Annotated in this window: 14 protein-coding genes; 13 read left to right on the top strand and 1 reads right to left on the bottom strand. The window is 36.6% G+C overall.

Annotated elements, in window-relative coordinates; genetic code table 11:
• Positions 1 to 53 precede the first annotated feature (53 nt).
• From ACU1LP_RS07650 to ACU1LP_RS07680, 7 genes are all read left to right on the top strand, one after another.
• Entirely contained in the window at positions 54 to 818 is a 765-nt protein-coding gene (locus ACU1LP_RS07650) for a ParA family protein (RefSeq protein ID WP_445735979.1), read from the top strand.
• A gap of 3 nt (positions 819 to 821) precedes the next feature.
• Complete coding sequence (locus ACU1LP_RS07655) at positions 822 to 1,730, top strand: ParB/RepB/Spo0J family partition protein (protein ID WP_445732736.1); 909 nt, start codon at positions 822 to 824, stop codon at positions 1,728 to 1,730.
• Positions 1,720 to 2,331: a DUF5683 domain-containing protein gene (locus tag ACU1LP_RS07660; protein ID WP_445732737.1), complete on the top strand. Its 612-nt coding sequence runs from the start codon at positions 1,720 to 1,722 to the stop codon at positions 2,329 to 2,331. Before ACU1LP_RS07655 ends, ACU1LP_RS07660 begins: the two co-directional genes overlap by 11 nt.
• 38 nt (positions 2,332 to 2,369) lie before the next feature.
• Positions 2,370 to 3,074: a 4-hydroxy-tetrahydrodipicolinate reductase gene (gene dapB, locus ACU1LP_RS07665; RefSeq protein ID WP_445735980.1), complete on the top strand. Its 705-nt coding sequence runs from the start codon at positions 2,370 to 2,372 to the stop codon at positions 3,072 to 3,074.
• A 418-nt stretch (positions 3,075 to 3,492) separates the two neighbouring features.
• Complete coding sequence (gene lepB / locus ACU1LP_RS07670) at positions 3,493 to 5,073, top strand: signal peptidase I (protein WP_445735981.1); 1,581 nt, start codon at positions 3,493 to 3,495, stop codon at positions 5,071 to 5,073.
• Positions 5,074 to 5,135: 62 nt separating this feature from the next.
• Entirely contained in the window at positions 5,136 to 5,759 is a 624-nt protein-coding gene (locus ACU1LP_RS07675) for a WbqC family protein (RefSeq protein ID WP_445734972.1), read from the top strand.
• The gene (locus ACU1LP_RS07680; protein ID WP_445732741.1) at positions 5,759 to 6,067 is read left to right on the top strand and encodes a DUF6122 family protein; all 309 of its coding nucleotides are present in this window, start codon (positions 5,759 to 5,761) and stop codon (positions 6,065 to 6,067) included. Before ACU1LP_RS07675 ends, ACU1LP_RS07680 begins: the two co-directional genes overlap by 1 nt.
• A 919-nt stretch (positions 6,068 to 6,986) precedes the next feature.
• Here ACU1LP_RS07680 and ACU1LP_RS07685 read toward each other — a convergent pair.
• Positions 6,987 to 9,191 carry a RecQ family ATP-dependent DNA helicase gene (locus tag ACU1LP_RS07685; protein ID WP_445734214.1) on the bottom strand — a complete coding sequence of 735 codons (2,205 nt, stop codon included), beginning with the start codon at positions 9,189 to 9,191 and terminating at the stop codon, positions 6,987 to 6,989.
• 251 nt (positions 9,192 to 9,442) lie between these two features.
• Between ACU1LP_RS07685 and ACU1LP_RS07690 the strand changes: the two genes are divergently transcribed.
• The 6 genes from ACU1LP_RS07690 to ACU1LP_RS07715 all read left to right on the top strand — a co-directional run bounded on the left by ACU1LP_RS07690 (position 9,443) and on the right by ACU1LP_RS07715 (position 14,301).
• Complete coding sequence (locus tag ACU1LP_RS07690) at positions 9,443 to 10,360, top strand: KpsF/GutQ family sugar-phosphate isomerase (RefSeq protein WP_445732937.1); 918 nt, start codon at positions 9,443 to 9,445, stop codon at positions 10,358 to 10,360.
• Complete coding sequence (tatC, locus tag ACU1LP_RS07695) at positions 10,360 to 11,187, top strand: twin-arginine translocase subunit TatC (RefSeq protein WP_445734213.1); 828 nt, start codon at positions 10,360 to 10,362, stop codon at positions 11,185 to 11,187. The genes ACU1LP_RS07690 and tatC overlap by 1 nt, the downstream gene beginning before the upstream one ends.
• A complete protein-coding gene (locus ACU1LP_RS07700; protein ID WP_445732935.1) occupies positions 11,180 to 11,527 on the top strand; it encodes a carboxymuconolactone decarboxylase family protein in 348 nt (115 codons plus the stop codon). Before tatC ends, ACU1LP_RS07700 begins: the two co-directional genes overlap by 8 nt.
• 201 nt (positions 11,528 to 11,728) lie before the next feature.
• On the top strand, positions 11,729 to 12,598 hold the full coding sequence (locus ACU1LP_RS07705) for a cation diffusion facilitator family transporter (RefSeq protein WP_445734212.1): 870 nt from the start codon (positions 11,729 to 11,731) through the stop codon (positions 12,596 to 12,598).
• Between the two features lie 68 nt (positions 12,599 to 12,666).
• Positions 12,667 to 13,407: an LPS export ABC transporter ATP-binding protein gene (gene lptB / locus ACU1LP_RS07710; protein WP_445732869.1), complete on the top strand. Its 741-nt coding sequence runs from the start codon at positions 12,667 to 12,669 to the stop codon at positions 13,405 to 13,407.
• A gap of 345 nt (positions 13,408 to 13,752) precedes the next feature.
• Entirely contained in the window at positions 13,753 to 14,301 is a 549-nt protein-coding gene (locus tag ACU1LP_RS07715) for an NUDIX hydrolase (RefSeq protein WP_445734211.1), read from the top strand.
• Positions 14,302 to 14,450 lie beyond the last annotated feature (149 nt).

A 14,450-nucleotide genomic window follows, 5' to 3' on the forward strand; every position in this document is an offset into this window, starting at 1 on the left:
TTTATTCCTCATAAATAATTGTATTTTTACCGTTCATAAAACCAAATCATTTAATGGGTAAAATCATTGCAATTGCAAATCAAAAAGGAGGCGTTGGCAAAACAACAACATCTATAAATTTAGCGGCTTCACTCGGCGTTCTGGAAAAAAAAGTTTTACTTATTGATGCTGACCCTCAAGCAAATGCAACTTCTGGAATTGGAATTGATGTAGAATCAGTTGAAATAGGCACCTACCAGCTTTTAGAGCATTCCAGTTCTGCCCGCGAAGCTATTATTAAAACCGAAACACCTAATCTGGATGTGATACCTGCTCATATTGACTTGGTGGCCATTGAAATAGAACTTGTTGATAAAGAAGCTAGGGAGTACATGCTGAAAAAAGCCTTGATGGAAATTAAAGAGGATTACGATTATATTTTAATTGATTGCGCCCCTTCTTTAGGTTTGTTAACATTAAACGCTTTAACGGCTGCCGATTCGGTTATCATTCCTATTCAATGCGAATATTTTGCATTGGAAGGTTTAGGAAAACTTTTAAACACCATAAAAAGTGTCCAGAAAATACATAACCCTGAATTGGATATTGAAGGCTTGTTGCTTACTATGTACGATTCGCGTTTAAGACTTTCAAACCAAGTGGTGGAGGAAGTCCAGAAACATTTTAACGATATGGTTTTTGAAACCATTATACAACGTAACGTAAAATTAAGCGAAGCCCCGAGTTTTGGTGAAAACATCATTAATTATGATGCGGCTAGTAAAGGCGCCACCAATTATTTAAGTTTGGCGAAGGAAATTATCAATAAAAACTCATAAATTATGGCTAAGGCAATGAAAAAACAAGCTTTAGGCAGAGGTTTATCTGCACTTTTAAAAGACCCTAGTAACGATATTCAATCCGTTAAAGATAAAAATGCCGATAAAGTTATAGGTAATATTATTGAGTTGGACATCGATGTCATTGAAGTGAACCCATTTCAGCCCCGTACTAATTTTAGTGAAGAATCGCTGCGCGAATTGGCTTCTTCCATTAAGGAATTGGGCATCATTCAGCCTATAACCGTTCGGAAACTGGGCTTTAACAAATACCAATTGGTTTCTGGGGAACGTCGTTATAGAGCTTCAAAATTAATTGGACTGGAAACCATTCCTGCGTACATACGCATTGCCAACGACCAAGAATCGCTTGAAATGGCATTGGTTGAGAACATTCAACGTCAGGATTTAGACCCTATTGAAATTGCCCTATCCTATCAACGATTAATTGATGAAATCAACTTAACGCAAGAACAAATGAGCGAGCGCGTGGGTAAAAAACGTTCCACCATCGCTAATTATTTGCGTTTGTTAAAATTAGACCCCATCATCCAAACGGGGATGCGTGATGGTTTTATTTCCATGGGCCATGGGCGTGCATTGATTACGGTTGAAGACACAGCTACTCAATTGAATATCTACGAAAAAGTACTTTCAAACGAACTTTCGGTTAGAGATACTGAAGATTTAGTTCGTAATTTCAACACCACACAAGAAGTAAAAGTAACTCCTAAAAAAGAGGAAGACACCGTACCAAAATTTGTTAAAGATGGCGTTGGTGCATTCTCTGAATACTTTGGACACAAAATTGACGTTAAAGTCTCTAAAAATGGAAAAGGAAAAATTACGATTCCTTTCCATTCAGAAGAAGATTTTAACCGTATTAAAAAATTAGTTCAAGGTGCCAAATAAATTATTGATAGCTGTTGCATGCTCACTATTATTTTGTTGGTGCTTTACCGCCCAGGAAAAAGACAAGAAAAAAAAAGAACTTCCTACTATTGTTGTTGATACCATTATAGAAGTGAGGGATCCCATTAACCCTCTTGCTCCTGCAAAGGCCGCATTTTATTCGGCCATATTACCGGGTTTGGGGCAAGCTTACAATAAAAAATACTGGAAAATACCCATTGTTTTTGGCGGGTTGGCTACAGGAATCTATTTTTACACAAACAATAACAAAGAATATAACCGCTACAGGGATGCGTATAAAAGTAGATTAGCTGGTTTTACCAACGATGAGTTTTACTTAGACTCGCAAGGCAATCAGCTACCAACTCCCAGGGTTACGACCGAGGGTTTACAACGCGGACAAAAATTTTATAAAAGAAACAAGGAAATATCACTTTTGGTAACTTTAGGCATTTATGCCTTAAATATTATCGATGCCAATGTAGATGCGCATTTAATGCAATATAATGTGGATGAAAACCTAACCTTGGCACCACATTTTAAAATAGACGAGGTTGACAGAAAAAGCAACCTTGGATTAACTTTAAATTTTAAATTTTAGCCCATAATGGGCATTTGGCAAATTAAAACTATAAATAAATGAACATAGCGCTACTTGGATACGGAAAAATGGGAAAAACCATTGAGCAAATTGCCATAAAACGAGGACATACCATCGTTTTGACCGTTGATAAAGACGATGAAGGCTACGATATTACAAAAGCCGATGTTGCCATAGATTTTAGTATTCCAAACGTAGCTTTCAATAACATTTCAAATTGTTTGAACAATGGTGTTCCAGTAATTTCGGGCACCACAGGTTGGTTGCAGGATTATGATAAAGCTGTTGCTTTATGTAAAGAAAAGAAAAGTGCTTTTATTTATGCATCCAACTACAGTTTAGGCGTAAACATTTTTTTTGAACTCAATAAAACATTGGCGAAAATGATGAGTACACTTGAACAGTATCATGTGACTATGGAAGAAATCCACCATACCCAAAAATTGGATGCACCTAGTGGAACAGCCATTTCTTTAGCGAATGATATTATTGCCAATAATTCCAATTTTGAAGCATGGAAACTGGATGAAGCTGGCGAAAAAACCATTCCTATTGTGGCAAAACGTATAGAGGATGTTCCGGGAACTCACACCATTAATTACAAAAGCGAAGTAGATACCATTACCATAGAACACGTGGCGCACACCAGGCAAGGCTTTGCGCTTGGTGCCATTATTGCTGCGGAATGGATTGCAGGAAAAACGGGTGTATTCACAATGAACGATGTGTTAAATATTGGTTAAACTAAAACATTAGGAGTAACATCATGAGTACGTTTAACAACAAACTCTAAGTACATGATAAAAAAATTAATTTATAGAATAGAATATTGGCAATTTAAAAACATAAGACCTCACAGGTGGGGTGTCAAAACATAAGTGTTCGGAAGACAAAATATTAAAAAAAAAAAAAAAATGGATGAAATAGTTGATAAAAAACTTTTAATTTAAAATTAAACACGTTTTAATTCCCCTCTTGGGAGGGGTTAGGGGTGGGCAAATTAATATAATCATTTTGTAAATGAGATAAAAAAATACAAAACCCACCCCTAGCCCCCTCCAAGGAGGGGAACGGTTTATCAAAAATTTTCAACTTCCGAACACTTATGTTTTGAAAACCTGTGAGGTCTCTACAACAAACTATAATTAAAAAATTACGATTATGACATTAATGCAATGGTTTATTTTCATCTTGATTGTTCAAGTCATCCATGGTTTAGGCACTTGGAAATTATACATTAAAGCCGGAAGACAGGCTTGGGAAGCTTTTGTACCCGTTTACAACGGAATTATTTTAATGAAAATAATCAATCGCCCTTGGTGGTGGGTCATCCTGCTATTTTTGCCCATTGTAAACCTGATTATGCTACCCGTGGTTTGGGTAGAAACCGCTAGAAGTTTTGGCAAAAACTCTAATTTTGACACCTTTTTAGCGGTTGTAACATTCGGGTTTTACAACTACTATTTAAATTACGTTGCCGAGGTTAGCTATATAGAAAACAGAAGTTTGCACCCCAAATCGGGTTCTGGCGATTGGGTAAGTTCCATCTTATTTGCCATTGTTGCCGCCACTATTGTACATACTTATTTTATTCAGCCCTTTACCATTCCATCATCATCGTTGGAAAAATCATTGTTGGTGGGCGATTTTCTATTTGTAAGTAAGTTTCATTACGGTGCCAGAGTACCCATGACTATAGTAGCTGCTCCCATGGTTCATGATACCATTCCTAAATTAGGAACCAAATCATACCTGTTTAACGATCGTTACGCTGAAAGAAAAACGTCTTTAATAAACAAGCTCCAGTTGCCATATCTGCGTTTCCCCGGTTTTGAAGAAATTGAAAGAAATGATATTGTAGTGTTCAACCAACCAGCCGATACGTTGTTGAATATGAACGATTTTCATCCAGACAGAAACTATTACAAGCCCATCGACAAAAAAACAAATTTGGTAAAACGTTGTGTTGGTATTCCTGGCGATTCGTTAGAGGTTAAAAACGGTTTTGTGTACATTAATGGCAAACAAAATGTATTGCCAGACAGGGCACATTTGCAATTTAGTTATTATGTGCAGCCAAAAACATCCCAATTCAACCCCGTGTACCTTAAAGAACGTTATGATATTACAGATAGGTTTGGTATTATAAATGACCAGAACACCTATTATTTCTCTGCTATTTCTGATGAGGCATTGGCTAAATTTAAAGACAATCCGAACGTGGTAAGCATTACCCCTGTGAAAGCAATAAAAGGTGTTAGAGAGTCCGATAAATTTCCCCATGACCCTAATTTTAATTGGAATGCTGATTTCTTCGGTCCTATTTACATTCCTGAAAAAGGGAAAACCATTGCTATTAATTTAGATATTTTACCACTGTACAAACGTGTTATTAGCGAATATGAAGATAATACGCTTCAAGTAAAAGGCAATCAAATTTTAATCAATGGGGAAGTTGCAACCACCTACACCTTTAAGCAAAACTACTATTGGATGATGGGCGATAACAGGCATAATTCCATAGACTCACGTTTTTGGGGATTTGTTCCTTTTGACCACGTGGTAGGGAAACCCGTATTTATTTGGATGAGTTGGGATGGTATTAAAAACCCACGCTGGGAACGTTTCTTTACAACGGTTAGCGGTAGCGGAAAAGCTACCTCGTACTTTATTCCGTTTTTAGTTTTGTTGTTGGGATGGTATGGGTATACTAAATATAGAGCAAGGAAGAAAAACAGTTAACTTGTGGAGTTGTTAAGTTGTTTAGATTTTTATATTCAACTTAACAACTCACAACTAAACAAATGAACATCATTATACATCCCACATACTTCCCAAACATTGCTCATTTTGTCGCTATGGCAAAAGCCGAATACGTTATGTTTGAAATGTATGATAGTTTTTTAAAGCAGACCTATAGAAACCGATGTTACATTTATGGAGCAAACGGCAAACTGGCTTTAAACATTCCTGTAATTCACACACAAAAGAATCGTCAGAAATATAGGGATGTTAAAATTTTCAACGACAGCAAATGGCAAGATCTGCATTGGAAATCGTTGCTTTCAGCCTATAGAACATCCCCTTTTTTTGAATATTATGAAGATGAATTGCTTCCTTTATTCAGCAAAAAATCAGATTATATTTTAGATTTCAACTTAAAATGTTTTGAGGTGGTTTGCGACTGTTTGCAATTGGATCTGAACATTTCAAAATCTGAAGTCTATCACAAACAAACAGAAAATACCAAGGATTATAGAGACTTAGTAAACGCAAAAAAAGAACCTCTCCAAGAATTTGAAACTTACACCCAGGTTTTTAGTGATAAGCATGGGTTTATTCCAAACTTGAGTATTTTGGATTTATTGTTTAACGAAGGTCCCAACGCTGTAAATTATTTGGAATCCCAATCCCTAATTTCCGAATAATGCTACAAACCCTTGCTCATTATGGGTGCCATTTTTTGATTCCGCTCGCTGTAGCACTGGTTTTTTATAGATCGCATTGGAAATATGCTTTTTTAATTATGATTTTGGGGATGTTGATAGATTTGGACCATTTGTTGGCAACGCCCATTTTCGATCCCCATAGATGCAGCATTAACTTTCATCCGTTGCACTCCTATTACGCCATAGCTATCTATGTGTTGCTTTTAATTCCGAAGAAAACCAGATTGATAGGTTTAGGTTTGGTAATCCATATTTTTGCTGATGTGGTGGATTGTGCGATGATGTAAGCCCCCCAGAAAAAAGAAAAAAGAAAATAGAAGATTCTGCACCTTAAAATTAAGTACATGACAAAAATTTATTAACATCAAATTATTAAAAGAAGCTCCTGAAATAATTCCTCCCCTTTTTTCAAGGGGAGGTGCCGATAGGCGGAGGGGTCAACTTTAATAGTTATTTTAATGAAATATCTTTTTTTGTCATGTACTAAAACCTTAAAAAGTAAAAGTTCCGCCTTTGGGCTAGGAGGTTTTTAAACTTTGCGGCTCCTTTGCGACTTTGCGAGAGAATAAAAAAAATTTGATTAGCGAGTAACGATTTTGGATTGACGATTGACGATTGACGATTGACGATTGACGATTGACGATTAACGATTGACGATTGACGATTAGCGATTAGCGATTGACGATTGACGATTGACGATTGACGATTGACGATTAGCGATTGACGATTGACGATTAACGATTGACGATTAACGATTGACGATTGACGATTAACGAATTTAAAACTTTGCGACTTTGCGACTTTGCGAGAGAATAAAAAAAATTTGATTAGCGAGTAACGATTTTGGATTGACGATTAGCGATTGACGATTGACGATTAACGATTGACGATTAGCGATTGACGATTGACGATTAACGATTGACGAATAACGATTGACGATTGACGATTAACGATTGACGATTGACGATTAGCGATTGACGATTAACGATTGACGATTAACGATTGACGATTGACGATTAACGATTAACGATTGACGATTGACGATTGACGATTGACGATTGACGATTAGCGATTGACGATTAGCGATTAACGATTGACGATTGACGAATTTTGAATTTTGAATTTTTAAACTTAGAACAAACTCGAAACCTGTAATTTAAAACTTGAAACTAACTGCAACTGAGTACTGCGACTGAATACTTCAAACTAATTAGCCACTTCACTAATAAATTTAATTCGGTATAAACGAAGTTCATCATCATCATAGTCCCCATCAAATTCTTTAATGGCAGCATCAATACTATCGGTTTTAGATTCCATAAAATAATCATGGATTTCTTCTTGCTGGTCTTCATCTAAAATATCATCAATCCAATACGTAATATTCAATTTGGTACCTGAATACACAATGGCTTCCATTTCCTTGATAAAGTCTTCCATAGACATGCCTTTTGAAGAAGCAATATCATCTAATGGCAACTTTCTATCGATATTTTGAATGATGTAAAGTTTATTGGCAGAATTGCTACCTGTCGATTTTACAACTAAATCATCTGGCCGGATAATATCGTGCTCTTCAACATATTCAGAAATAAGTTCTATAAAATCCTTACCGTATTTCTTTGCTTTACCATCGCCCACACCATGAACATTGGCAAGTTCCGCCAAAGTAATGGGATATTTCAACGCCATATCCTCCAGCGAGGGATCTTGAAAAATAACAAAAGGCGGCACCCCCAATTTTTTGGCATTTTTTTTACGCAAGTCTTTTAGCAAGTCCATTAACAAAGGATCTGCCACAGCGTTTTCGCTTTTTGCCGCTGTAATAATACTGCCGTCATCTTGCTCCCCATCAAAAATATGGTCTTCGGTCATCATAAAAGAGGTTGGTTTCTTAATGAACGCTCTCCCTGGATCCGCTAATTTGATTACGCCATACGTTTCTATATCTTTTTTAAGGAAGCCAGACACTAAAACCTGTCTTAATAAAGCCATCCAATATTTTTTATCTTTATCACTACCTTTTCCGAAGAACACCTGTTCGTTGGTTCGGTGCGAATTGATTAAGGCATTTTCTTTACCTATAATAACGTTCACTAAATCCTTGGACTTGTATTTTTCGTTGGTGGCATCAATAGTTTCCAAAAGCAGTTTAACATTGTCTTGGGCTTCGCGTTTCTTTTTTGGATGTCTTACATTATCATCCATTTTGCCTCCGTCACCGGTTTCATTATCAAACTCTTCACCAAAATAATGCAAAATAAATTTTCTACGGGAAATAGAGGTTTCAGCAAAACCCACTACTTCCTGTAACAAGGCATGTCCAATTTCCTGTTCTGCAACAGGTTTACCAGACATGAATTTTTCAAGTTTTTCAATATCCTTATAGGCATAATACGCCAAACAATGCCCTTCGCCTCCATCGCGTCCTGCCCTACCCGTTTCTTGGTAATAACTTTCTATACTTTTAGGAATGTCGTGGTGGATTACAAAACGTACATCGGGCTTGTCGATGCCCATCCCAAAAGCGATGGTAGCTACCACCACATCAACATCTTCCATAAGAAATTGGTCTTGATGACTAGATCTCGTTTTGGCATCTAAACCCGCATGGTAAGGCACTGCTTTAACACCATTTACTTGCAACACTTGTGCTAATTCCTCCACACGTTTTCTGCTTAAACAGTAAACAATGCCGGATTTTCCTTGGTTTTGCTTGATAAAGCGGATGATATCGGCATCTACATTTTTGGTTTTTGGGCGTACTTCATAGTATAAATTAGGACGGTTAAACGATGCTTTAAAGGTTGTAGCACCACTAATACCCAAGTTTTTTATAATATCTTCCTGTACTTTTGGAGTAGCCGTAGCTGTTAGACCAATAATGGGAATATTGTCGCCAATACGACCAATAATATGCTTTAGGTTTCTGTATTCCGGTCTAAAATCGTGTCCCCATTCACTAATACAATGGGCTTCATCAATCGCCATAAAAGACACTTTTACCGAACGCAGAAACTCCACGTTCTCTTCTTTGGTCAACGATTCGGGTGCTACATAGAGCAACTTTGTAACGCCGTTTACAATATCTTCCTTAACACGTTTTATTTCGGTTTTGTTCAATGAAGAATTCAACACATGTGCCACTCCTTCTTCATTGGAAAGCCCTCTTATGGCATCCACTTGATTTTTCATTAAAGCAATTAAGGGCGACACCACAATGGCCGTGCCTTCCTGCATTAAAGCGGGCAATTGATAACAGAGCGATTTACCACCGCCTGTTGGCATGATTACAAATGTGTTATTCCCTGATAATATACTTTCTACAACACCCTCTTGAAGTCCTTTGAATTTACTAAATCCAAAATATTTTTTTAACGCAGAATGCAAATCACTTTTTGCTATAGACATGAATAATTCAAAAATTTATTTTAATTGTTTATAAAACATAAAATATTCAAAATCCCTTTGACTATTTTAAAGTTTTATGAGAGAACCCTCCTGTTTTTTTTGTTAGTTTTGTAACGCAAATCGAAATTACCATATAAATGATTTTCGACAACCTTAAAGATAACAAAATCTTTAAAAGCATCAACTAAAAAAAATAATAAATTTTGGATCGTACAAGTTCAATTATCAATATTGCAAAACAAACCATTGAAATGGAAAGTAAAGCCATTTTAAATTTGTCCAGTTTAGTAAATGATGATTTTGCAAATGCCGTAGAGCTTATTTACAACTCTAAAGGGCGCGTCATCATTACAGGAATTGGCAAAAGCGCCATTATAGCAAGCAAAATTGTCGCGACTTTAAATTCTACCGGAACACCTTCTATTTTTATGCATGCCGCCGATGCCATCCATGGTGATTTAGGACTTATTTTAGAAGATGATGTGGTTATTTGTATTTCAAAAAGCGGAAACACACCAGAAATTAAGGTACTTATTCCCCTTATTAAACGAGCGAAAAATAGAATAATTGCCATTACCGGGAACAAAGATTCGTTTTTGGGCCAACAAGCCGATCATATTTTAAACGCGTTTGTTGAAAAGGAAGCCTGCCCCAACAACCTCGCCCCCACAACAAGTACCACGGCGCAGTTGGTTATTGGCGATGCACTCGCTATCTGTTTATTGGATATACGTGGTTTTTCCAGTACCGATTTTGCCAAATACCACCCTGGTGGCGCATTAGGTAAAAAACTATATTTGCGTGTTCAAGATATTTCTTCGGTAAACCAAAAACCAAAAGTGAGTTCCAACACGGGTATAAAAGATGTGATTATTGAAATTTCCGAGAAAATGCTGGGAGTGACCTCAGTAGTTGAAAACAATAAAATTATAGGTATTATTACCGATGGCGATTTACGTAGAATGCTTACCAAAGTAGATGATTTTTCAAAACTTACCGCCAAAGATATTATGAGCGCCAACCCGAAACGAATCAATGCCAGTGCCATGGCCATTGATGCGTTGGAAATGATGGAAGCACACGAAATATCGCAACTTTTGGTAGAGGATAATGGCGACTATGCAGGCGTTGTCCACTTACACGATTTAATTAAAGAAGGCATCATATAATGGCTAAAAAAAAGAATATAAACGAGATGTCTTTTTTAGACCATCTGGAAGATTTACGCTGGCACTTAATCAAAATTACTTTAGCCATCGTTATTGTAGGTACTTTTGCATTTATTTTTAGTAGGTTTATTTTTGATGATATCATTTTCGCACCATTGGATATGAGTTTTCCAACCTACAAGTATTTATGTGACATAGCCACTTACATGAATTTGGACACCAGTTTTTGTAATGATAAAATTCCACTTATATTACAAAACAGAACCATGGCAGGACAGTTTTCTGCGGACATTTGGACGGCCATATTAGGTGGTTTTATCATATCCTTTCCGTATATTATCTACCAATTATGGCAATTTATAAGCCCAGGCTTGCATGAAAATGAGCGTAAACATTCACGAGGTTTTATTTTTATTTCCTCTTTTCTGTTTTTCCTTGGGGCGCTGTTTGGCTATTATGTCATCACTCCACTGTCCATTAACTTTTTGGCGAATTACAGCATTTCGTCAAGGGTGGACAATCAAATTGATATTGCCTCGTTTATTGGGTTGGTACGTTCCTCGGTTTTGGCTTCGGGCATTATTTTCGAACTTCCCATCATCATCTATTTTCTAACAAAAATCGGGTTGGTAACGCCAGAATTTTTAAGAACCTATAGAAAATATGCTTTAATAGTTGTGCTTGTTCTTTCTGCTATTATCACGCCTCCAGATATTGCGAGTCAAGTTATTGTGGCCATTCCCATTTTAATTTTGTATGAAGCAAGTATTTTTATCGCTAAAATGGTGGTTAGAAATCAAAAAAGAAAAGAAAAGAAACATGTCTGATAGCGTTACAGAGTTCAATGATTACCGTTCTAGAATGAACGAGAAAATCCTTGCGGATAATAATAAAATCATCAAACGTATTTTTAATTTAGATACAAACGCTTACGCGGAAGGTGCTTTGGATGTGAAAACAAAAGAGCTTTTAGGATTGGTGGCTTCGGCAGTATTGCGTTGCGACGATTGTGTTAAATACCATTTAGAAACCAGTTATAAAATAGGCTTATCAAAAGACGAAGTGGTTGAAGCGTTGAGTATTGCCACTTTGGTTGGCGGTACTATTGTGATTCCGCATTTGCGTCGTGCTTACGAATTTTGGGATGCCTTGGAGCAACAGGGTTAAACAACATATTAATTCAAAATCCGCCATTACCTTGTATATGATTTTACTATTTTTGGCGTTCAGTAAATAAACCACTATGAATTAAAATTGCATAATTTTGAAAAGCAATGAAGGTAAAAAATAGTTATTTGATTACTAAGCTACCTGCCTGCCAACCGGCAGGTTGGTTATTTAATTGTTGTGTGCAAGTTGAAAAAACGAATGAATAACGAACAAACTGCAATACGGACAACTTATTTTAGTATCATTGGAAATACTGCTTTAGCCTTGATAAAAGGACTTGCGGGATTTTTCGGAAATTCTTATGCTTTAATTGCAGATGCGATTGAATCGACAACGGATATTTTTGCTTCATTTTTAGTTTTATTAGGTTTAAAATATGCAAAACGTCCAGCGGACGAAAACCACCCTTACGGGCACGGAAAAATTGAACCCTTAATTACATTTGGTGTGGTTGCTTTTCTTGTTGTTTCTGCCACAATAATAGCCTATGAAAGTATTCAAAACATTCAAACACCTCATAAAATCCCTAAATCTTGGACTTTGACTGTTTTGGGACTAATAATAGCTTGGAAAGAAATCTCATTTCAAATCGTAATTAAAAAAAGCAAGCAAACAAATAGTTCATCACTAAAAGCAGATGCTTGGCATCATAGAAGTGATGCCATAACTTCGGTAATGGCTTTTATCGGAATTTCAATAGCAATCATATTTGGAAAAGGTTTTGAAACAGCAGATGATTGGGCTGCCTTATTTGCTTCAGCATTTATCTTGTATAATAGTTATTTAATATTACGGCCAGCTTTGGGAGAAGTTATGGACGAACAACTTTATGAAGACTTGATAATTGAAATTAGAGAGAAATCAACAGAAGTTCAAGGTGTTTTGGACACAGAGAAATGTTTTATCCGAAAATCCGGAATGAAATTCCACGTAGATTTACACGCCATAGTCAATAGTGAAATTACGGTAAAATCCGGTCACGATATTGCACATAAATTAAAAGACTATTTACGAAAAGAAATACCGAATTTAGGACACGTATTAATTCACATTGAACCGAATGAATAAAAAAAAGTACACAACAAAATAACTGCCATAGAATGGCAGGGTTTATCCTTTAACTTGACAATTAAAATATGATTTTAAGAGCCGAAAATTTAATGAAGTCCTATAGCGGACGAAAAGTGGTAAAAGATGTTTCCCTTGAAGTAAACCAAGGTGAAATAGTGGGTCTTTTAGGGCCTAACGGTGCTGGAAAAACCACTTCTTTCTACATGATTGTGGGTTTGATAAAACCAAATGGCGGCCATATTTTTTTGGATAAAACCGAAATTACCCAATACCCCATGTACAAACGGGCACAAAATGGGATTGGTTATTTGGCACAGGAAGCATCGGTTTTCAGAAAACTGAGCATTGAAGATAATATTTTAAGTGTGTTGCAACTTACCAAGCTTAGCAAAAAAGAGCAGCATGATAAAATGGAATCGCTTATTGAAGAATTTGGGTTAGGTCATATCCGTAAAAGTCGGGGCGATTTATTATCGGGTGGCGAACGCAGACGTACCGAAATTGCACGGGCTTTGGCAACCGACCCCAGTTTTATTTTATTGGATGAACCTTTTGCCGGCGTGGATCCTGTGGCGGTTGAAGACATTCAACGGATTGTGGCGCAACTTACCAAAAAGAATATAGGTATTTTAATTACCGACCACAACGTACAGGAAACCCTTGCCATTACCGATAGAACCTATTTAATGTTTGAAGGCAGCATTCTTAAAGCCGGAGAGCCTGAAGAATTGGCTAACGATGAGATGGTACGAAAAGTGTATTTAGGTCAGAATTTTGAGTTGCGTAAAAAGAAGATCCGGGAGTAGTTTGCAGTTGCAGTGTTCAAATGCAGTTAGTTTCAAATTTCAAATTCCAAGTTTTGAGTTCGGTGCTTGTTTGAGGTTTCAAGTTTGTTTCAAGATTCACAAATCATTCGTAATTCGTTAATCAATCGTAAATCAAAAATCGTAAATCGTAAATCAAAAATCGTAGATCGTAAATCATTAATCTTTGCATTTCTGCGCCCCTGCCTGCCAGAAAACAGGTTTGCGGGGATTTTCACTGCAAATGCAAAGCATTCACGATTTCAATATTTAACAATAAAATGTATGGGTAACCCCTAACGCACTGGTAGTTTCAAACAAAAAGCCAACTTTTCAGAACAAACTTTTATGGACGAATATATAGACCTTGTAAACCCAGACGGAACACCAACAGGAAAATCAGAATTGAAATCCGTTATTCACCAAAAAGGACTTTACCACCATACCGCGCATGTTTGGTTTTACACCAAAGACGGATATATATTGCTATCCCAACGTTCGGCAAAAAAAACCATTTGTCCGCTCATGTGGGATGTTTCGGTTGCAGGCCATATTGATGCAGGCGAAACCCCAAAACAAGCCGCTGTAAGGGAAACCAAAGAAGAAATTGGACTGACAATTTCAGAGACCGATTTAGAACCTATGGGCATTTTTGAATGTTTTCAATCCTATGAAAATGGTATTAAAGACAATGAATTCCACAATACATTTAAATGTGAACTAAACGTTCCCATTTCTGTATTAGTACCACAAGAAGAAGAGGTTGAAGCCTTAAAATTGGTGTCGTTTACCGGGTTTAAGCTACTTATGGAAAACATTGGTAAGGATAATCATTTTGTGCCTTCAAATAAGAAGTATTATGAATTGGTATGGCAAAATATCATTTCAACGCTATAACTTTTTAAGTCTTTTAATTAAGTACATGACAAAAATTTATTAACATCAAATTATTAAAGAAAACTCCTTAAATAATTCCTCCTCTTTTTTCAAGGGGTAGAGCCTGTACCGATTTTTCGGTATGCCGATAGGCGGAGGGGTCGACTTAA

The organism is Mariniflexile sp. (genome assembly GCF_052728615.1).